Raw genomic sequence first — 20,019 nt, 5'->3', positions numbered from 1 at the left:
TTATTTTGGTGCTTTAATAGCAAGCACAACGCCAATAGTTCCAAAAATTAAATTTGGAATTACTACAGCAATTATAGGAGGTAAGCCTCCTTTTAAAGCAAAAACGGTCGAAAATTGAATGAGCAGGATGTATAAAAAGCTCATTGCAATGCCAATACCTAAAGGTAAACCAACACCTCCACGTACCTTTCTTGATGATAATGCCACCCCAATTAAAGTTAAAACATAAGTAGAAAACGGGTAAACCCATCTTTTATATTTCTCTAACTCTAAATTCACCATTATCCCAGAGCCTCTAATTTTCTCTTTCTCAATCTTCTCATTTAGCTCTTTGTAGTTCATTGCCGAGTAAATATTGTCTCTGGCATCAAAATCAATAGGTTTCATGTCTAAAGTGGTGTCTTTTTCAACACCGCTTTCCATGCGTTCTTTTAAACCATCTACATGCCTAATAGTAAAATTGTAAATTTTCCACTTATTGGCGGTCGAATCCCAAGAAATTCTATCCGCCATTAATTTAGATTTTAAATCGTCTTTATTAAATTTCTCAATAGAAAAACGGTAGCCGTTGTTTGTTTTGTTATCAAACGACTCCATATACACAAAAGTTGATTTATCTAGCTGAATGTGAACATTATTTCGTGTATTGTTTTCGTTTTTTAGGTATGTGTTTTCAAAATTGGTCATCAACCTATTTGTTTCGGGTATTATTAGCTGATTAAAAATCATACTTACCACAAAAATTAAGGTAGATGCTAAAAAATAAGGTCTTAAAAAACGGTTAAAGCTGGCTTTTCCACAAAGAATCGGAACAATTTCTGTTTGATCGGCCATTTTTGCAGTAAAGAAAATTACTGCAATAAAATTAATTAAGGGAGATAAAAAGTTAAGGTAAAACGGAATAAAACCACCGTAATATTCAAATACAATTTGCTTAGTAGTTGCAGTACCTTTTAAAAAGTCATCTAATTTTTCCGAAATATCAAAAACTACAGATATAACCGTAAAAATTGCTAAAGTAAAAGCAAAAGTGCCAAGGTATTTCTTAATGATATACCAGTCAATAATTTTAATATAACGGTCTAAAAATTTCATTAAAGTTTTTGTCCTAAAACTTTTACCATTTTGTTTTTCCAGTCGTAAAAATCGCCACTAATTATTTTTTCTCTGGCCTCTTTAACTAACCAAATATAAAAATGAAGATTGTGCAAAGTAGCAATTTGAGAACCTAAAATCTCTTTAGAATGCACCAAATGCCTTAAATAAGCTTTAGAATAATTCAAGTCAGAAAACAAATCGCTATCAGGGTCAACCGGCGAAAAATCGTTTTTCCATTTCTCGTTTTTAATATTAATTACGCCATTTCTTGTGAAAAGCATCCCGTTTCTGGCATTTCTGGTTGGCATTACGCAATCAAACATATCAATACCTAAAGCAATGTTTTCCAATAAATTTATTGGCGTACCTACACCCATTAAATAACGAGGTTTTTCTACCGGCAGTACATTACAAACTACCTCCGTCATGGCGTACATTTCTTCTGCTGGTTCACCAACAGAAAGTCCACCAATGGCATTACCTTCACGGTTTTGCGCCGCAATAAACTCTGCCGATTTTACCCTTAAATCCTTATAAACAGAACCCTGTACAATAGGAAAAAGCGTTTGCGAATAACCATAATGTGGTTCAGTTTCGTCAAATCTGGTAATGCAGCGCTTTAACCACCTATGCGTCATATCTATTGAACGGCGAGCATAGTTATAATCACAAGGGTAGGGTGTACACTCATCAAAAGCCATAATAATATCAGCACCAATTACACGCTGCGTATCCATAACATTTTCTGGTGTAAAAAGATGCTTAGAACCATCAATATGCGATCTAAAAGTTACCCCTTCTTCCTTAATTTTACGTACCTCTGTTAAAGAATAAACTTGGTAACCGCCGCTATCTGTTAAAATAGGCTTATCCCAACCATTAAATTTATGTAAACCACCCGCTAATTTAATGGTTTCTAAACCTGGTCTTAAATATAAATGATAAGTATTACCTAGTATAATTTGTGCTTTAATATCATCACTCAGTTCTCTTTGATGTACCGCTTTTACAGTGCCAGCAGTACCAACGGGCATAAAAATAGGCGTTTGTATAACACCATGGTCTGTTGTAATTTCTCCTGCTCTGGCTTTAGAATTTGGGTCTTGTACGGCTAATTTAAACTTCATTTATTTCTGATAATAGCCTGCAAAAATAGTAAAATTAGCTTAAAGCGGGGTTTTTGTTTTTTGGGCTATTATGAGGTTTTTAGTAAAGAAATTTGTTTTTATTGTGGCATGGCGACTTTTTGTTTCAAGGCGGTCTTGTTTGTGATGGCGAGTATAATCGTATGAGAAACTTCGCTTAACTATCTCAATAGTATTTAATATTTAATAAACCACCAAAACCAAACTGTTAAAGCAAATTAAATATTTAATTCTTCAACATCAATATTTCTTTATCAATAATAAAATGTCTTAAACCAAAACAAATATTGTTTCTGATTGCTTTTTAGGTATGAAAAAAGCGGTTTTTTAACAGCACAATGGCGCAAGTTAATTATGGCGAATTATTTAATATCCCCAGCCATTTTAGAAAAATATGTGCCTCCAAATACCGAGCTAGATAGCTTTAACGGCAATCACTACGTTAGCCTAATTGGCTTTATGTTTATGGATACCAGGATAAAAGGAATAAAAGTTCCGTTTCATGTAAATTTTGAAGAAGTAAATTTGAGGTTTTACGTTAAATATAAAGACGGAGATATTTGGAAAAGAGGGGCTGTTTTTATATCGGAGATAGTGAGTAAACCAGTGATTGCTTTAGTGGCTAATACTTTTTTCCATGAGCATTAAGAGGTTTTAAAAACCAAACATCTTTGGAAAGAAGAAGCTGATAAACAAAAAATTAGTTATCAATGGAAAAAGAAAAATTGGTATAATTTATCGGTTTTGGCTAGTAAAACAGGCAGCAATTTGGTAAAAGATAGTGAACAAGAGTTTATTACAGAGCACTACTTTGGCTATACCAAAGCTGGTAAAAATAAATCTTTGGAGTATGATGTAGAACACCCTCAATGGAAAATTTACAACGTAGATGAGTTTAATATTGATGTAGATTTTACAGATTTGTACGGTAATGATTTTTCTTTTTTGAATAATGCCGAACCAAAATCTGTGTTTTTAGTGGAAGGTTCTGAGGTTTTAATTAGAGACGGTAAGAAAATTTAAATTTTCAAATTCTCTTTTACTGATTTTGGGTAAGATTAACCTAAAAATTGAAGTTATAAAACTGATATTTAAAAAATCGAAATAAAAAAATGGCTTAAAAAACTAATTTACAAGCCATTTTTAATAAATTATAGAAAGCTTTAATTTTTAAAATGGTTTTTCACAAAAGTTTTTCTTTCATGGTCTGTCATTTTATCTGCCGCTTCAACATCGATTTGTATATCCTTAAATTTCGAATCTTTATCTAAAAAATTTTTCAGTTCTAGTTTCGCATTTGTTGGTCCAAATAAAAGAACATGCTTATAATTAAGAATTTTTTCTGCAATATCTTTATAGAAAGATTCTTGCATCTGTTGTTCTTTGTTGTGCATAATATCCTCACTTCTGCTTAAAGCTTCTTGTTTGGTATCATAAGTAAATTCAGACTCTATAATATTGCTGTTCTCCTTATTCAAGTCCAATAAATTAGCTGTTGAATGGTCTAACCATATCCCTAATGTTTTTTTAGTTTCCATGTTTTGTTTTTTTAAATAAAAATTGAGTGATTTTTAATTTAAGAGGCAAAACCATTTTTTAAAATAAGTAAGAGAATGCCCCTTTTGGGTTAAATAATTGCAATCATCATGCCGTTATGCCTAAAATAGAATTCAAAAAGGGTAGAAATTAAATTCTTTTGTGCTATTTTTATAGGCATTATTGATTTTTAATGTTAACAAGAATAGTTAAATTTGCACCTTAGAAAAAAGAAAAGTTAATTTGAACAATTTCTCGCTCAGTTCTACCAAAAACTATTACCGAATTTTATTTTCCTTAATATTATTAACTTCTATTTTATTTTTTAGCATCAAGCAAAGCTATTTAATGTTTCATACCATTATTGAGCTTTCATCAATTGTTGTCGCGTTTACGGTATTTATCATTACCTGGAATTCAAAAAAAGTTCTTGATAATCATTACTTGTATTTTGTTGGTGTTGCTTATTTATTTATAGGCAGTTTAGATTTGCTACATACGCTTTCCTTTAAAGGGATGAATATTATGCAGGGTAACCATTATTATGCAAACCAGTTTTGGATTGCTACCCGCAGTATGGAAGCTATAACTTTAGCATTGGGATTTTATTTTTTAAAAAGAAAAACTAAAATAAATGCAGATGTGCTATTTCTTGTTTATCTGGCTGCTACCGTTTTAATTACACTATCAATTCTTTATTGGCATATCTTTCCGGTTTGCTATATAGAAGGAGTTGGGCAAACCACCTTTAAATTAATTGCAGAATATGTTATTATTTTGGTGCTATGCTTCTCTTTATACACTGTAAAAGCTAATAAAAGTTATTTTAATCCTTTAGTATATCGTTTACTTTTGTTTTCAATAATTTTTACCATTTTAAGTGAATTTTCCTTTACGCTTTACGTTTTTAATACGGATATTTTAAATGCAATAGGACACATTTTTAAATTAATATCTTTTTATCTTATTTATAAAGCAAATGTTGAAATGGGGTTTAAGCAACCCACTATGCTTCTTTTTAACGGAATTAAAGAAAGCGAAGTGCGTTACAGAACGCTTGCCAACAATCTTCCGGTACTTATATTTAGATTTGACCAAGAATTTAATTGTAACTATACAAATGCAGAAGAGAAAGCGATTAATGTTCAGCTTTTTCAAAATCTGTTAGCAGAAATTAAATTAGCTCTTGTTAAGGTAAAAGAATCTGGCCAGCCTTCATTTAAAAGTAACTTTAAATTAGTTATCAATAACGAACCTCAAACCTACGCTTTAGATCTTATTTTAGAAAGCCAACAAACTGAAAAACAAGAGCAAACCTATTTGGTTTTATGCCTAGATATTACCAAATTAAAACTTGCTGAAGAACAATTGTTGGAGCTTAATGCTACTAAAGATAAGTTTCTATCAATAATTGCTCATGATTTAAAGAATCCTTTTACTACTATTTTAGCATCAAGCGATTTGATTCAAAAAAGTGCAGGTAAATTAGCTGTTGATAAAATACAGAGCTTGGCATTAAGAATCCACGACGCTGCCAAAATAGCTTATCTGTTATTAGAAAACCTTTTGAGCTGGTCCATGGTACAAACCGGTGCATTAAAGCCAAAACCTGTTGTTATTGATGTTGCAGTTTTAATAGAAACAGTTGCCAAAAATATGACTCCGCATGCTTTCATCAAAGGAATAGAAATAAGTACTCCCAAGCAAATAGTGTCTAACTGCTATGCAGATTTAGATATGACGCAAACTATTTTACGTAACCTGCTCTCTAACGCCATAAAATTTAGCTTTTCGGATAGTACAATTACCATTATAATTAAAGAAGAAGATACTTTTGTTAAGTTTTCTGTTAATGATAAAGGCATTGGTATTGATGAAGAAAATTTAGCGCAGCTACTTTCCAATAATAAAAACACAAGTACAGCAGGTACTGCAAAAGAAAAAGGGACTGGTTTGGGTTTGCAATTGTGTAAAGAGTTTATTTATTTAAACGGTGGTACTTTAAATATTCAATCTTCTGTTAATAACGGAAGCACTTTTGAGTTTTCTTTGCCTAAAAATAAAAGTTAATATTAAGAGCCTGTTTAAAATTTATCTAATAATTTGTTTATGCTTCTTTTCGGCTACAAATTCGTTAAATTTTTTCGATACATTAATTTTTAAAAGGAACTCAAGAGTGCTAAAGCAGTTTTCGAGCTAGTAGCTTTGCTATCTCTCCAAAATTTGCCTCTTTTCGCTTAAAAATAAGCAATAAACATTTTCACAATATAAATTTAAACAGGCTCTAAAGGTTTTGCCCAAATAATATCTTTAAATAAATTTTGCGGTAAATTAATTAGCCTGACTAAATACCACGGTTTCTAAATCTTTTTGACGTAACCTTGCATCAAAAACAACACATATATTTCTTAAAAACCGTTCGCCTAGTTTAGTTACTTGTAAAAAGTTTTCATGCTTTACAATTAAACCGTCTGCCTCTAAATCGTGTAAACAATTTAAACTGTCAACAAAATTATCATTCATTAAATCTAATGCACTCCAACTGGTTTGGCTTTTACACATTAAATTTAATATGTGTTTACGCATTAGCAAGTCCTCTTTGGTTAAAATATGACCTTTAAATACCGGAATTTCATTGGCATTCACCAAAGCTAAATAATCTTCTACCTTTTTTACATTTTGAGCAAATCCATCCCAACTATCACTAATAGCAGAAACACCCAAACCAATCATTAATTGAGTGTATTGGTGCGTATAGCCCATAAAGTTTCGGTGTAAATTACCTTCAATTTGCGCTTTGTAAAGGCTATCGCTTTTTAAAGCAAAATGATCCATGCCAATTTCTACATAACCAGCCTCTGTTAGCATATTTCGTCCTAACTCATATAATTCTTGTCTTTCTTGGGTGTTGGGTAAATGTGCTTCGGTAAATTTTCTTTGCCCCGGTTTAACCCATGGCACATGTGCATAACCGTAATAGGCAATTCTATCTGGTTTTAAAAGTATTACTTCATTAATAGTTGCAAGTAATCCTTTTTTAGATTGTAAAGGCAAACCATAAATTAAATCGTAATTAATAGATGTATAACCAATATTTCGAGCTTGCTGCGTAACTAAATTTACCTGCTCAACACTCTGGTAACGGTTTATAATTTCTTGTACTTTTTCATCAAAATCTTGAATTCCCAAGCTTAAACGTTTAAAGCCTAATTGGTACAAAGTTTTTAAATGCGCTTCGGTTGTATTTGCAGGGTGTGCTTCAAAAGAAAACTCTGCTTCGGGGTGTAAATTACAATCTTTTAAAATAGCCTCTATTAAGTTTTTTAAGTGTTGCGGACTAAAAAATGTTGGCGTACCACCACCTAAATGTAGTTCCTTAATTACAGGCTTGTGCGGTAAAATATTTTTGTACAATTGCCATTCTTTAGCAACTGCTTTGATATACGGTTTTTCTACCTCGTGGTTTTTGGTAATACGTGTATTACAGCCGCAATAAGTACATAAACTTTCACAATAAGGTAAATGAATGTATAAACTTATACCGCTATTTGTATTGCTTAATTCAAAACTGCTTTTAACAGCATTTATCCATTTTTCTTTAGAAAAACTAGTTTCATCCCAATAAGGTACGGTTGGGTAACTGGTGTATCTTGGTGCTGCAACAGCATATTTTTGAATTAGATTTTGCTCTGTCATCAAATAATTGCTTAAGCGTTAGGTTTTAAAATTGCTTTTTCTGTTCTGCAAGAGTTAGCGCATGCACAAGCATCACCAACACATTTATTGGCCTGCCACATATCTAAATTTTTAATGGTTTTATTTGCAATTTCTTGCAAAGCCTCTGTAGTTAAAAATGCTTGATGCGGAGTGATGATTACATTTGGTTGCGTTAACAATTCTTGTAGCAATTCGTCTTTAACTACATCTTTACTGTGGTCTTCAAAAAACAATGCCTTTTCATTTTCATAAACATCGGCTCCATAAAAACCTATTTTACCAGTTTTTAGCGCATTTAATAAATGTTTTGTATTTACTAACGCACCTCGGCCCGTATTAATTAGCATTACCCCATCTTGCATTTTTTTAATACTCTGGTTATTTATGGTATATTTTGTTTCGGTGTTTAATGGGGTATGCAAAGAAATAATATCGGATTGCTGATACAATTCATCTAAAGAAACCTTTATTACATTTGCAGGTATATGATTTACATAAGGGTCATAAATTAGTACTTTACAACCAAAACCGTTTAAAATATTTGCTAAGCAAAGGGCTATTTTACCAAAGCCTATTAAGCCAACTGTTTTTTGATACAATGTAAAGCCTTGTAAATGATCTAATCTAAAATCAAAGATTTGTGCATTTTGGTGGGCTATAATTGTTTTTCTGTTAAGTGCCAATATTAAAGCTATTGCATGTTCTGCAATACTTTGAGGCGAGTAATTAGGAACATTTGCTATTTTTATTCCAGCGGCAGAGGCGGCTTCTTTATCGATATGATCTGTGCCTACAGAGCGGGTTGCAATGTATTTAATACCAAATTTCTTTAGTTTTTCTATAACAGGTGCAGATACGTCATCATTTGTGAAAACGATAACAGCATCTTTTCCTTCGGAAAAACTGGCCGTATCAATTCCTAACGGGTTTGATATTAAGGTAATGTCATGTTTTTTATGGTTAGCTTTTGCTAAGTATTCTTTTTCGAATGATTTTGAACTATAAACAACAGCCTTCATATAATCTTTTGTTACGTTTATACCAAACAGTTTGGTACTTTAAGTTAACAAAGTTATATGCTAGGATAGTTCTAATTTATGAGTGCTATCAGCAGAAAAGATGATAAAAATCAGTTTTTCATTTTCCTGAGTTTTTCTAATTCTAAAAGATAAATTTCGGCACCTCTTTTATCTAATAATTTTTCCTCCTTAAAGTCGCTTAAAGTTCTACTAACAGTTTCTGTAGCCATACCTGCCATTGCAGCCAAATCATTTCTTGAAATTTTAAAAGTAGCATTCGCATTAATTTCTTGTATTCTTAACAAAGTTTCTGCTAACCTTTTTCTTACCGAGTGGTAAGCCATTTGAATAAGTTGCTCTTCTTTTTGATGCAAATTTTCTGATAAAAGGTGAATAAACTGCATTGCTAAATTTGCGTTTTTTGCTAACAATTCATCTAATTGCTCTTTGTAAAGTAAACAAACACTGCTGTCTTCAATTGCTTCGGCATTTTCTGTATGGCTTTTAGCTATCATTGCATCATAAATTCCAAAATAAGTATCAGTAGAGTTTATGGCCGTAACCAGTTCTCTGCCATCTTCAGTAATTTTACTTATTTTTATTTTACCATTTAATACCAAGTAAATTCCTTGTGATGTATCTCCATCAAAATAAAGTAACTGACCTTTTTTTAAATTTCTAACTTTTTTGGTTGCCAGCAAAGTTTTTAGGCTCTCAAAATTTTCTATTTTACCAGAAAATTCCTCTAATTTTTGTAATCCTTTGCTATAAAATTCTTCATTTTTCTGTAGTTTATTTAATCTGCTTTCAATTGCATTTAATAATTCTATATCATCAAAAGGCTTGGTTAAATAATCATCTGCGCCCATTTCCATTCCTTTTCTCATGTCAATCCTTTCAGTTTTGGCAGTTAAAAATATAAAGGGAATTACGGCAGTTTCGGTTTGTTTATTTAGCATGTATAAAACGCCATAACCATCTAATTCTGGCATCATTATATCACAAATAATTAAAGTTGGTAAATGCTTCTGAGCTAATTCTACGCCAATTTTTCCGTTCTCAGCCATAATGGTGTTATAGCCAGCAATCTCCAAAATCTCGGCGGTGCTTTCTCGTATATCGGTATTATCTTCTATAATAAGAATTGTTTTTTTCATGCTTTTATAATCAGATGTGGCGTTTTTTTCAGTTAAATATTGAAGATTAATGTAAAAATTGTTCCTTGGTGTTCTTCACTTTTAAACTCTATTTGTCCGCTCATTAGTTTTATATATCTATCAACAATATTTAAACCTAAACCTGTACCCGGAATGCTCCCTGTATTATGGGCTCTAAAAAACGGCTCAAACAAGTGTTTTTGCTCTGTTTTTGGGATACCTATACCGTCATCTTTTATGGTAATATAGTACTTTTGGTTTGTTATTTCTGTGTTAAACTCAATAAAGGTGTTTTCTCCAGAGTATTTAATGGCATTCGCAATTAAATTGATAATACAGTTTTTTAACAAATTTAAATCGGTATTTACCATTCTTTTAATGCCCGTATGTTGGTAAATAATTGTTTGGTTTTGTTTAGCAACCATTTGCATTTCTTCGGTAATTTCTTCGGCAAATTTAACTAAATCTAATTCTTCTAGCTGTGCGGTTACTATACCTGTTTCTAATCTTTCTAACGATAAAAAATCGTTTAAAATGGTAGTAAGGTTACCAATTGCATTCTTAATTTTATTTACATGCTTAGTTATATTTGGGTTTTGATAATCTAAAGCATATTTATCTATTAAAGAAGCTGATAATTGTATAGAACTTAACGGTGTTCTAAACTCATGCGATGCCATAGAAACAAATCTGCTTTTAAGCTGGTTTAATTCTTTTTCTTTTTCTAAAGATAAACTTACTTCTTCTTTTGCATCTTGAAGCTGATTTATTAAGGATTGCAATTTTAAAGTTCGGTCTTCTACCAATTGCTCTAGCTTATTGGTGTATTTTAATAGTTGCCCTTCCGCATCTTTTTCTCTACTTAAATCGTGAATGAAACCATTGTAAATAACACGTCCTTCATACTGTACTTCGCTTACTGCTAAACGGAAAGGGAATAAAGACCCATTTTTTCTTTTACCTTTTACTTCTCTTCCTTTGCCAATTATATGTGGTTCACGGGTTTCCTGATAGCGACTAAGATATTGATCATGACGGGAATGGTCTGGCTCTGGCATTAACATCGAAATATTGTTTCCAATCACCTCTTCTGGGGTAAAGCCAAACAAACTGCATCCAGCTGGATTGATAGATTCTATAATTCCTCTAGAATCTATGGTGATAATCCCATCAATTGCATTCTCAATGATGGCCTTAAGTAAAGCTGCACTATTCATATCTCCAAATTTAACAGCAAATAGTCTTAATCAACAAATATATCTTCTTATTTATAGTATTTGTTTTAAATCACTTATTCAACGTGTATTCATCATATACATAGGCGCTCTGCACATCTACATTTGAGCAATAAATAAAACCCATTCTAAAATTAACAAAATGAAAACTTTACAATATCCTTTAATAGTTTCTTTAAGTATCAAAAGAAGTTTTTTTGTTACTATTTTATTAGTATTTACCTTATGTAAACTCAGTGCACAAACAACCAGTTATCAATCAATTCCAGCAAATTCATCTATTAAGGTTTCTGGTTCGTCTAATATACACGATTGGACCATGAAAGGCGAGACGCTAACAGCCGGTTCTGCCTTTCTTTTGAAAGATGGAAAGTTGAATGACATGACTGCTCTTAACTTTTCTATGAAAGTGACCAACTTAAAAAGTGATGAAAATTTATTAAACAGCAGGGCTTATAAGGCTTTGAATGCCGAAAAATTTACCACAGTTAATTTTAAATTGAGTTCTGCAACTGTAACTCCGCTTGCAAATGGGCACTATACTATAAAAGCTTTAGGCAAACTTCAAATTTCTGGAATTACTAAAGATGTTGTGCTTTACGCAGATGCAGTACAAAACAGCGACAAAACCATTAGCTGTACCGGATCAGAAAAACTGAAAATGAGTGAATATGGCATTAAACCTCCATCATTTATGCTTGGGGCTTTAAAAGTAACTGACGATGTTACCATCAACTACAATTTAAAATTCAAAAATTAGAAATCGAATCTTAACAATGTTAAAATACAACATCATGAAAACAATCACTAATATTATTAAAAATACAGCAGTTGCGGCACTTTTAATCAGCCCTTTGCTATCGCTGGGTCAAGATACCACAAGAGTAGAAGATGGTGTTAAAACAAGAATTTCAAATCTGCGTCCTTATGATCAATCAGGAATAAACGTTTTTGAAGCGCCGAAAGAAATGAACGCTCCGTTTGACGGATTGAAAGTTAGATTTGGTGCAGGTTTTACTCAGTCTTTTCAAAACCTAAAACATGAGAATACATTTACTCTGCCTGCAAATGATTTATATAAAATCACTCCCGGTTTTAATACCGCCAACGCCAATTTATATATGGATGTGCAATTGGCTGATGGTATCCGCTTAAACTTAACCAGTTACCTTTCTTCTCGTCACCATAACGAAACTTGGGTAAAAGGTGGTTATATCCAGTTTGATAAACTTCCTTTTAAAGGAGAGATATGGGATAAAATTATGAGTGTAACTACGGTTAAAATTGGACACATGGAAATCAATTACGGAGATCAACATTTCAGACGTTCTGATGGTGGTGGGACTATTTATAATCCGTTTGTCGAAAATTACATTATGGATCAATTTGCCACAGAAATTGGTGGAGAAGTTTATGTGCGCTTAAACAGTTTAACTGGTATGATTGGTGTTTCTAACGGAATGATTAAAGGAAACATTGCTGAACTTGTACCCACCGCACAAGATGCAAACACCCACAAATCTCCTTCAATTTATTTTAAAGGCGCATTTGATAAAAACCTGGGTAACGATTTAAGATTAAGATTAGCAGCATCTTATTATACCAATAACAGTTCTGGAGGTAACACTTTATTTGGTGGCGACCGTACCGGATCTAATTACTTTTTAGCAATGGAAAAAATTGGAGCTACTACAGATGGCAATGCTTTTTCTGGACGTTTTAACCCTGGTTTCTCTAAAGAAATTCACGCTGCTCAATTAAATGCATTTGTAAAAGCATCTGGTTTTGAATTATTTGGAACTTATGAATTTTCTAATGGTAGAAGTAAAACAGAAACAGATAATAGAGATGCTAACCAGTATGCAATAGAAGGTGTTTACCGTTTTGGAGCCAAAGAAAAAGTATTTGTGGGCGCAAGATATAATAAAGTGGATGCCCGATTAGCAGGCATGACAACCGACGTATCTGTTGATAGAACTTCTTTCTCTGCAGGTTGGTTTTTAACTCGTAATATATTATTAAAAGCAGAATACACTAATCAAAACTATAACGATTTCTTAGCTAGTGATTATAGAAATAACGGCAAATTCCACGGATATGTGGTACAAGCTGTAGTAGGATTTTAAGTTTTCAGATTTTCTTTTTTTAAGTCAGGTTGAGCAATCAATCTGACTTTTTAATTACTCATCTTTTACATCATGAAAATTAAGAACTTTACTTGTGCGCTCCACCTGTTTTTTTGTGTTTCAGTATTTATATTGTGCTCTTTTAAAAATCCGATGTTAAATTCTGACCAATGGGTAATTACTAAAAGCGGCTATTTAAAGGTTAAAGGAAGCACTACAGTAAACACTTTTACATGTGTAATTCCTAATTATGCCCGTCCGGATACGATTAATATATATAGGACTAAAAGTGTAGTAAAGTTGAGTGGAGAGATTGCTTTAAATATAAATGCTTTCGATTGCCACAACGTTATGATGACAGCGCAACTTCGTAAAACTTTAAAAGCAGCGCAATATCCCCATATCAAAATACGCTTCATCAGTTTAAATAAATTACCAATATTAACATCCAAAAAAGAACAGGTAAAAGGCTGGGTAGAGATTGTTTTAGCCAATGTAACCAAGCGTTACGAAATAGATTATCAGCTATATAAAGACGCTCAAAACACTATTCATTTAACCGGAGTGCAGGATGTGAATTTCTCAGATTTTAAGCTAATACCACCAAGCAAACTGGGCGGTATGATTAAAACCAATGATCAATTAGGTATTGAGTTTCAATTACAGTTTAAAGAGATTTGATTTGCATTTATAGCTAAAAGTGATGTAATTAATGTTGTTCTATGATTAAATAATTAACCATTAAAATCATGTTTAAACATCAGTGAAAAACAAGAACACTCAATCAAAATCAAAAAATCGCCTCCCTACTTTCATTTGTTGCTGGTGTTGTAAACGTTGCCGGGTTTATAGCAATTCAAAAGTTAACTACTAATGTTACTGGTCATTTCGCCTATTTTATTGATGAAGTTTTTAAGCTCCATTTTATAGAAAGCCTTATCTATTTTTTCTATATTTTCTTTTTCTTTTTGGGGGCTTTTGTTTCGAGCTTATTAGTAGAAATAATTGGCAGAGTTAGCGAAAGATTTGTTTTTGTTATTCCAATAATTATAGAGAGTTGTATTTTATTATTGATAGCAATTTTTGGTCAAACGCTTATTTTAAATTATCCTAACTTAATTGCTTTTAGTTTGCTATTTGCAATGGGTTTGCAAAACTCTTTAGTTACCAGAATATCTAATGCAATTGTAAGAACTACGCATTTAACAGGTCTGTTTACTGATTTAGGTATAGAACTGTCTCAATTGTTTTTTTACAGAGAACATGCGCAAAAGCAAAGGCTTGTTGCTACTATTAAATTAAGGTTTATGATTATTATTTTTTTCTTTACCGGTGGTGTATTTGGAGGTGTTTTTTATGGTTACCTAAACCTTTATATTTTAATTTTGCCTGCTTCGCTTTTAATTATGGGCTTATTTTATGATAGCGCAAAATTTCAGCTGATTAGTTGGAAACGTAAACACGTTGTAAAATAAATAGCTGCTAATATTTACCATACCAGCAGCTTATCTTTTGATTGTGATGTTTTTACTAAGGATTAATTTTTGCAAATATTACTCCTGCAATAATAGCTTGTATTAAACCATAAAATAACCAACTTATCACCATAGTAGCAGTAACATCTAATGCCGAAAAGGTAATCCACATTACCGGAATTAAAGAAACTATGGCATAAACAAAACCAAACTCTAATCCTCGTAATAAATAACCACCTTTAAACATTCCTTTAAAACGTTCCCAAAACCAAGCTAAAGCCAAACTCAAAACAAAAGCATGTAGGTAAAATAACACATCTCTACTACCATCCGAATTAAATAATGGATTGCTATAATCGGTAAAAAAATCAGGAAAAAGCCTGATGGCAAAAAATAAGGCGCCATAGCCTAAAATAAATAAAACGGTTCCAGCAGTTAGTCCAGAAAGGATGATTTTTTTCATAATATTTTTTGAATATGAACTATGGAATTGTTTTAATTAACGCCCATTTTAATTGCTCAAATTTTATGTTGCAATTTCCATAAAAGTGATGCTTTTAAAAATGATATTCATCATCAAATCAGAATAAATACAGAAATAATTTTAACACCTAATTTTTGATATCCATTACCCTCACGTGTGACTAAGGTCATATTTTAAACAAAGAAGTATCGCTTATTTCGTGTTAAAAATAAATACATGAGCCATACCTTTCATATCCCTGTTTTAGGTTTAGGATATTCTATAGATACTCCCATAAAAGTAGCGCCTTTTGGCATTTCATCCGTAGCATCTATTGTTGATGATATTGCCATAGAAAGAATAAGGCAGTTATATTTTAAAAAGCACAAATTACCTTACCAGCATATTGATGCCAAAGAGGATGATGCTAGAGCTAAAAGAATTACAGCATATTTAGATATGATGCAAGATTTAGTTGATAAAGAATTTGAGGAAATTAAAACTCAATCTTTTGATGCTGATACAAAGCTTAGCAAGTATTTTAGCTTATTACCAGATACCAGTAAGTTAAAACAAGATTATTTGTTGATGCTAAATGAGCAGAACGATAGTGTTAAAACTGCAAAGCAATTGGCTTTAAAAAACAAATTGGTAAAAGGAGCTATTGATGTTAACATTATGTCTAAAGTAGATAAAATGAATGTTGATGACAAGGGCGAGTTAAAAGAAGAAATATTTAGCGATGCTTTAGCTGCTTTACGTGGTTTTGCCAATAGTAAATTAGAATCTTCTGTTATTTTATCTGCCGGGATGAATCCTCGTTTATATGGTTATTTAGAATCTTTTACTGATTTTTTGCCTGATGAAAATGCTAAATTAAAGAAAAAGGTAATTTTAAAGGTTAGTGATTTTAGATCGGCTTTTATACAAGCTAAATTTTTAGCAAAAAAGGGCGTTTGGATTTCTGAATTTAGAATAGAATCTGGCTTAAACTGTGGGGGACATGCTTTTGCAACTGAAGGATATTTATTGGGACCAATTTTAGAGGAGTTTAAACAAAAAAGAGAGGAGATGGTTGCCGAACTTTTTGATTTATACCAAAAAGCTTTAGCGTTAAAATTTATTACGTTAAACCATCCACCAATATTAAAAATTAGTGTACAAGGCGGAATTGGTACTGCTGCAGAAGATGAATTTTTAATGAAATATTATCAACTTGATGCCACTGGTTGGGGTAGCCCGTTTTTATTAGTGCCAGAAGTTACTGCTGTAGATGATGAAACCTTGAAAGATTTAGCTACCGCAACCGAAACTGATTTTTACGTAAGTGGAGCATCGCCGTTAGGCATACCTTTTAACAACTTTAGAAAAAGTGGTGCAGAAAAACAGCGTTTAAAAAGAATTGCTGATAATAAACCAGGCAGCCCTTGCACAAAAAAGTTTTTAGTTTCTAATACAGAATTTACTGCCGAGCCAATTTGTACAGCATCTTTAAAATACCAAACCTTAAAAATTAAAGAATTAAAAAAAGAGGTTTTAGAACCACAGGTTTACCAGCAAAAATTTAAGGCCATTACAGAAAAAATTTGCCTGTGCGAAGGTTTGATGAATTCTTATTATTCAAAAAACAACTTGTTAACTGCAAAAGAAAATAAAGCGGTTGCTATTTGTCCTGGTCCAAATTTGGCATTTTTTAAAGGTCCTTACACTTTAGCGCACATGGTTAATCATATTTACGGTAAAACAAATTTGTTAAATGGTGTAAAACGCCCACATATTTTTATTAACGAGTTAAAACTTTATGTAGAATACCTTAAAAAGGATATTGAGAACAATTTGGCAGAAATGACAACAAAAAAAGAGAAATACTTAAACAACTTCTCTCAACAACTACAAAACGGAATAGCTTATTATAAAGAATTAATGAATAATGTTTTAAGTAAAGAAGCTAAATTAAAAGCTGATTTTTTTAACGATTTGAATGTTTTGGAGACTAAATTGGAAGAAGTTTTTTCGGCAAAAGCAGTATCTTGATAAAATTGAAGATTTAGCATTAACACGTTAATTAACCACTATCCTACTTGAAAGTGTTTTTCTTTTAAGTGGGATTTTTATTTGTTTTTAACCACAAAGTTAACAAAGGGGTAAGCACAAAGAACACAAAAAATAAAGAGTTAAGAAAATCTAGCTAAACTATAAAATACTCTCATAACTGATGTTTTTCGCAAAAGAACTCAATCAAACAGCTATTCAGTTGCTAAACCCACTCTGAAGAGACATTTAGTTCTGCGAAATCTGCGTTATCTGCGGGGGGAGATATAAAACAAACTTTAAATAGAAAAAGAAACAAAAAAATCACTACAATGCAATTACTCTAAACTAAACATAAAGAAACAGCAATGTAAATAAATACACTACACCTTTCGTAAAAAACAAACAAAAAACTTTAATTAATTATCAAAACTGGGATTTTAATTTTATGTCTAACACTATCTACAGTTGTACCAAAAACAAAATCCTTAAAACCTTTATGCCCATGCGCACCCATTACTAAAAAGTCTATTTCTGTGTCATTTACAATTTTCGCAATAGCAATGGCAGTGTTTCCATAGCCAATTTTAAAATCGGCAGTAAAGCCTAAAGCATTTAAACTTAAAACGTATTTTTTTAAGTTTTCTTCATCTAAAAGCGTTTCGTGGTCCATCACATTTTTACCGTGGTACCTTGCCGCCGCGGTTTCTACCACATGTATAAAAGTATATTTGGCAGCTTTACCACCTTGCATTAAAGCATTTTTTATAATTTTTTGGTCTTTATCAGAAAAATCTGTTGTAATACCAATGTGTTTATAAACAATGGTAGCATCTTCGGTGTAAATTAATGCCTCTCCATGCGGTAAAGTGATGGTTTTTTCTGTCTTTTTAGAAATAAAAGGATGGATGAAAATATAGATTAACAGTGCGAAGCAAGCTAAAATAACCGGGACAACAAGTGTGTAAATTAGAATTTTATTGCTATCTGGAGCGCTTAACCAACCAGTTAACTCCTCAATTACCAAATGAATATTTAGGTAAACAATAATTGCCGAACTTAACCATGCTAAAACCTTTACCCATGTTTTAATGGTAAATTCTTTCATTAATTTTTTGTTAGAATTTAGGTGAATTAGCGGGATAATGGCAAAACCCAATTGTAAACTTAAAACCACTTGGCTTAATATTAATAAACTTCCTAAAGATTCTTCGCCAAAGTATAAAATTGTAAAAAAAGCTGGAGCAATAGCTATTATACGGGTAATTAATCTTCTTAACCAAGGCTGTATTCTTAAGTTTAGATGGCCTTCCATAATAATTTGCCCAGCTAAAGTGCCAGTAATGGTTGAGCTTTGGCCTGCTGCAATTAAAGCGATAGCAAACAGAGTAGGCGCAGCTTTGCCAAATATATTTTCTAACAACATGTATGCATCTTGTATTTCGGCAACCTCGTGAAAACCGTTAACATAAAATGCCGCAGCAGCTAAAACTAAAATGGCAGCGTTTACAAAAAAAGCTAAATTAAGTGCAATAGTAGTATCAATAAAATTGAATTTAAGTGCATCTTTTATTCCTTGAAAAGAACGGTCGAACTTACGAGTTTGTACCAAAGAAGAGTGCAAGTATAAATTATGGGGCATTACTGTTGCACCAATAATTCCAATCGCAATATATAATGCTGTACCATCTAAACTAGAAGGCATTAAACCTTTAACCACATCGCCATAAACGGGGGTTACAATAAGCATTTCTACAAAAAAAGCAAGCCCAATTATAAACACCATAGAAACTATAAACATCTCTAACGATCGCATTCCTCTTTTAATTAAAAGCAAAAGTAAAAGCGTATCAAAAATAGTAATGCTTATGCCCCAAATTAGTGGGATACCAAATAAAAGGTTTAAACCAATGGCCATACCTATAATTTCTGCTAAATCACAAGCTGCAATGGCAATTTCTGCTAAAATGTATAAAGGAATGTTTGCCCATTTTGGATAGGTGTTTTTTGATGCTTGCGCCAAATCCATACCTCCAACAATCCCCAAACGGGCGCTTAAAGATTGTAGTAAAAGCGCAATAAGATTAGACATTAATAAAACCCAAATTAGCTTATAGCCAAACTGAGAGCCACCAGCAATATCTGTTGCCCAATTACCTGGGTCCATATAACCAACGCTTACCAAATAGGCGGGCCCTAAAAAAGCAAAAATTCTTTTCCAGCCTTTTCTTTTATCGGTGTTAACGCTTGAGTGAACTTCACTTAAGGATTTAGACGAATTTTCTAATCTCATACTATATGGTTACCATTAATGGTGCTTTTTGTTTTAATTCGTTTATAAAATTTAAAAAACTAAAATTTATAATAACTATTTTAGTTCCGTAAATCTAATCATATTTTTAGACTGGTCTAAAAGTAGCTAAAATAAAAATTTATAAAAATAATTAAGCTATTTCATAAAATATAATTTGGTATATGAGGAATAAAGTTAATTTTGTATTAAATCTTACGATATGGAATTAGATAAAATTGATTTTAATATTCTTAAAATTTTACAAGAAAACGGTAGAATTACCAATTTACAATTATCGCAACATATTGGTTTATCTCCCGCTCCAACCTTAGAGCGTGTACGTAAGTTAGAAAATTCTGGCTACATTAAAAGTTACCATGCTTTGGTTGATGAAGAAAAACTAGGCTTAGGGATAAAAACCTTTATTCAGGTTTCTTTAGATTTTCATCAGCAAGACACCATTCAAATTTTTTTAAAAGAGATTGATGAAATAAAAGAAATTACAGAATGCCACCATGTAACCGGGCAATGTGATTTTATTTTAAAAGCTTACGTAAAAGATATTAAAACTTATGAGCAGTTAATTATGCAAAAAATAAGTAGAATATCTGTGGTCAAAACTTTCCAAACCATGATGATCATGTCAACCCGTAAAAAGGAACCTATTGTACCTTTAGAGTATTAAAAATTCACCTATTTTTTTAAAGTGCATATTAAATTTTTT

General features: G+C 31.9%; 16 protein-coding genes and 1 pseudogene. 8 read left to right on the top strand and 9 right to left on the bottom strand.

Annotation, left to right across the window (positions count from 1 at the left end):
- Positions 1-1,095: an LptF/LptG family permease gene (locus tag ACFSSE_RS09135; RefSeq protein WP_379043472.1), complete on the bottom strand. Its 1,095-nt coding sequence runs from the start codon at positions 1,093-1,095 to the stop codon at positions 1-3.
- Positions 1,095-2,225: a tRNA guanosine(34) transglycosylase Tgt gene (gene tgt, locus ACFSSE_RS09130; RefSeq protein ID WP_379043469.1), complete on the bottom strand. Its 1,131-nt coding sequence runs from the start codon at positions 2,223-2,225 to the stop codon at positions 1,095-1,097. The genes ACFSSE_RS09135 and tgt overlap by 1 nt, the downstream gene beginning before the upstream one ends.
- A 315-nt stretch (positions 2,226-2,540) precedes the next feature.
- Here tgt and ACFSSE_RS09125 point away from each other — a divergent pair.
- A pseudogene (locus ACFSSE_RS09125) lies at positions 2,541-3,266 on the top strand (YqjF family protein).
- 140 nt (positions 3,267-3,406) lie between these two features.
- Here ACFSSE_RS09125 and ACFSSE_RS09120 read toward each other — a convergent pair.
- Positions 3,407-3,781, bottom strand: a complete 375-nt coding sequence (locus ACFSSE_RS09120) for a hypothetical protein (RefSeq protein WP_379043466.1) — start codon at positions 3,779-3,781, stop codon at positions 3,407-3,409.
- 346 nt (positions 3,782-4,127) lie between these two features.
- Between ACFSSE_RS09120 and ACFSSE_RS09115 the strand changes: the two genes are divergently transcribed.
- Positions 4,128-5,849, top strand: a complete 1,722-nt coding sequence (locus ACFSSE_RS09115; RefSeq protein ID WP_379043463.1) for a sensor histidine kinase — start codon at positions 4,128-4,130, stop codon at positions 5,847-5,849.
- Positions 5,850-6,110: 261 nt separating this feature from the next.
- Here the strand turns inward: ACFSSE_RS09115 and hemN are convergent, their stop codons facing one another.
- The 4 genes from hemN to ACFSSE_RS09095 form a co-directional block, all read right to left on the bottom strand.
- Complete coding sequence (gene hemN / locus ACFSSE_RS09110; RefSeq protein ID WP_379043460.1) at positions 6,111-7,475, bottom strand: oxygen-independent coproporphyrinogen III oxidase; 1,365 nt, start codon at positions 7,473-7,475, stop codon at positions 6,111-6,113.
- Positions 7,476-7,486: 11 nt separating this feature from the next.
- Positions 7,487-8,515: a 2-hydroxyacid dehydrogenase gene (locus tag ACFSSE_RS09105; protein WP_379043457.1), complete on the bottom strand. Its 1,029-nt coding sequence runs from the start codon at positions 8,513-8,515 to the stop codon at positions 7,487-7,489.
- A 110-nt stretch (positions 8,516-8,625) separates the two neighbouring features.
- A complete protein-coding gene (locus tag ACFSSE_RS09100; protein ID WP_379043454.1) occupies positions 8,626-9,672 on the bottom strand; it encodes a response regulator in 1,047 nt (348 codons plus the stop codon).
- A gap of 32 nt (positions 9,673-9,704) precedes the next feature.
- Positions 9,705-10,889 carry a PAS domain-containing sensor histidine kinase gene (locus ACFSSE_RS09095; RefSeq protein WP_379043451.1) on the bottom strand — a complete coding sequence of 395 codons (1,185 nt, stop codon included), beginning with the start codon at positions 10,887-10,889 and terminating at the stop codon, positions 9,705-9,707.
- 160 nt (positions 10,890-11,049) lie between these two features.
- Here ACFSSE_RS09095 and ACFSSE_RS09090 point away from each other — a divergent pair, with 160 nt between their 5' ends.
- The 4 genes from ACFSSE_RS09090 to ACFSSE_RS09075 all read left to right on the top strand — a co-directional run bounded on the left by ACFSSE_RS09090 (position 11,050) and on the right by ACFSSE_RS09075 (position 14,508).
- On the top strand, positions 11,050-11,667 hold the full coding sequence (locus ACFSSE_RS09090) for a YceI family protein (RefSeq protein WP_379043448.1): 618 nt from the start codon (positions 11,050-11,052) through the stop codon (positions 11,665-11,667).
- Positions 11,668-11,701: 34 nt separating this feature from the next.
- On the top strand, positions 11,702-13,033 hold the full coding sequence (locus tag ACFSSE_RS09085; RefSeq protein WP_379043445.1) for a hypothetical protein: 1,332 nt from the start codon (positions 11,702-11,704) through the stop codon (positions 13,031-13,033).
- 153 nt (positions 13,034-13,186) lie between these two features.
- Positions 13,187-13,714, top strand: a complete 528-nt coding sequence (locus ACFSSE_RS09080) for a YceI family protein (RefSeq protein ID WP_379043443.1) — start codon at positions 13,187-13,189, stop codon at positions 13,712-13,714.
- 116 nt (positions 13,715-13,830) lie between these two features.
- A complete protein-coding gene (locus tag ACFSSE_RS09075; protein ID WP_379043920.1) occupies positions 13,831-14,508 on the top strand; it encodes a YoaK family protein in 678 nt (225 codons plus the stop codon).
- A 55-nt stretch (positions 14,509-14,563) separates the two neighbouring features.
- On the opposite strand, the gene ACFSSE_RS09070 is transcribed toward ACFSSE_RS09075, so the two are convergent.
- A complete protein-coding gene (locus ACFSSE_RS09070) occupies positions 14,564-14,971 on the bottom strand; it encodes a hypothetical protein (RefSeq protein WP_379043441.1) in 408 nt (135 codons plus the stop codon).
- Between the two features lie 237 nt (positions 14,972-15,208).
- Here ACFSSE_RS09070 and ACFSSE_RS09065 point away from each other — a divergent pair, with 237 nt between their 5' ends.
- Positions 15,209-17,005 (top strand): hypothetical protein, encoded by a 1,797-nt coding sequence (locus ACFSSE_RS09065; RefSeq protein ID WP_379043438.1) that lies wholly within the window; start codon positions 15,209-15,211, stop codon positions 17,003-17,005.
- 412 nt (positions 17,006-17,417) lie between these two features.
- Here ACFSSE_RS09065 and ACFSSE_RS09060 read toward each other — a convergent pair whose 3' ends face one another.
- Positions 17,418-19,295 (bottom strand): Nramp family divalent metal transporter, encoded by a 1,878-nt coding sequence (locus ACFSSE_RS09060; RefSeq protein ID WP_379043435.1) that lies wholly within the window; start codon positions 19,293-19,295, stop codon positions 17,418-17,420.
- Positions 19,296-19,515: 220 nt separating this feature from the next.
- On the opposite strand from ACFSSE_RS09060, the gene ACFSSE_RS09055 reads away from it, so the two are divergent.
- On the top strand, positions 19,516-19,980 hold the full coding sequence (locus ACFSSE_RS09055) for an Lrp/AsnC family transcriptional regulator (protein ID WP_379043432.1): 465 nt from the start codon (positions 19,516-19,518) through the stop codon (positions 19,978-19,980).
- Positions 19,981-20,019 lie beyond the last annotated feature (39 nt).

The organism is Pedobacter alpinus, from assembly GCF_042684645.1.
Classification (GTDB): domain Bacteria; phylum Bacteroidota; class Bacteroidia; order Sphingobacteriales; family Sphingobacteriaceae; genus Pseudopedobacter; species Pseudopedobacter alpinus.
Note: the sequence above shows the minus strand (reverse complement) of the source record. Positions and strands in the feature narration are given on the sequence as shown.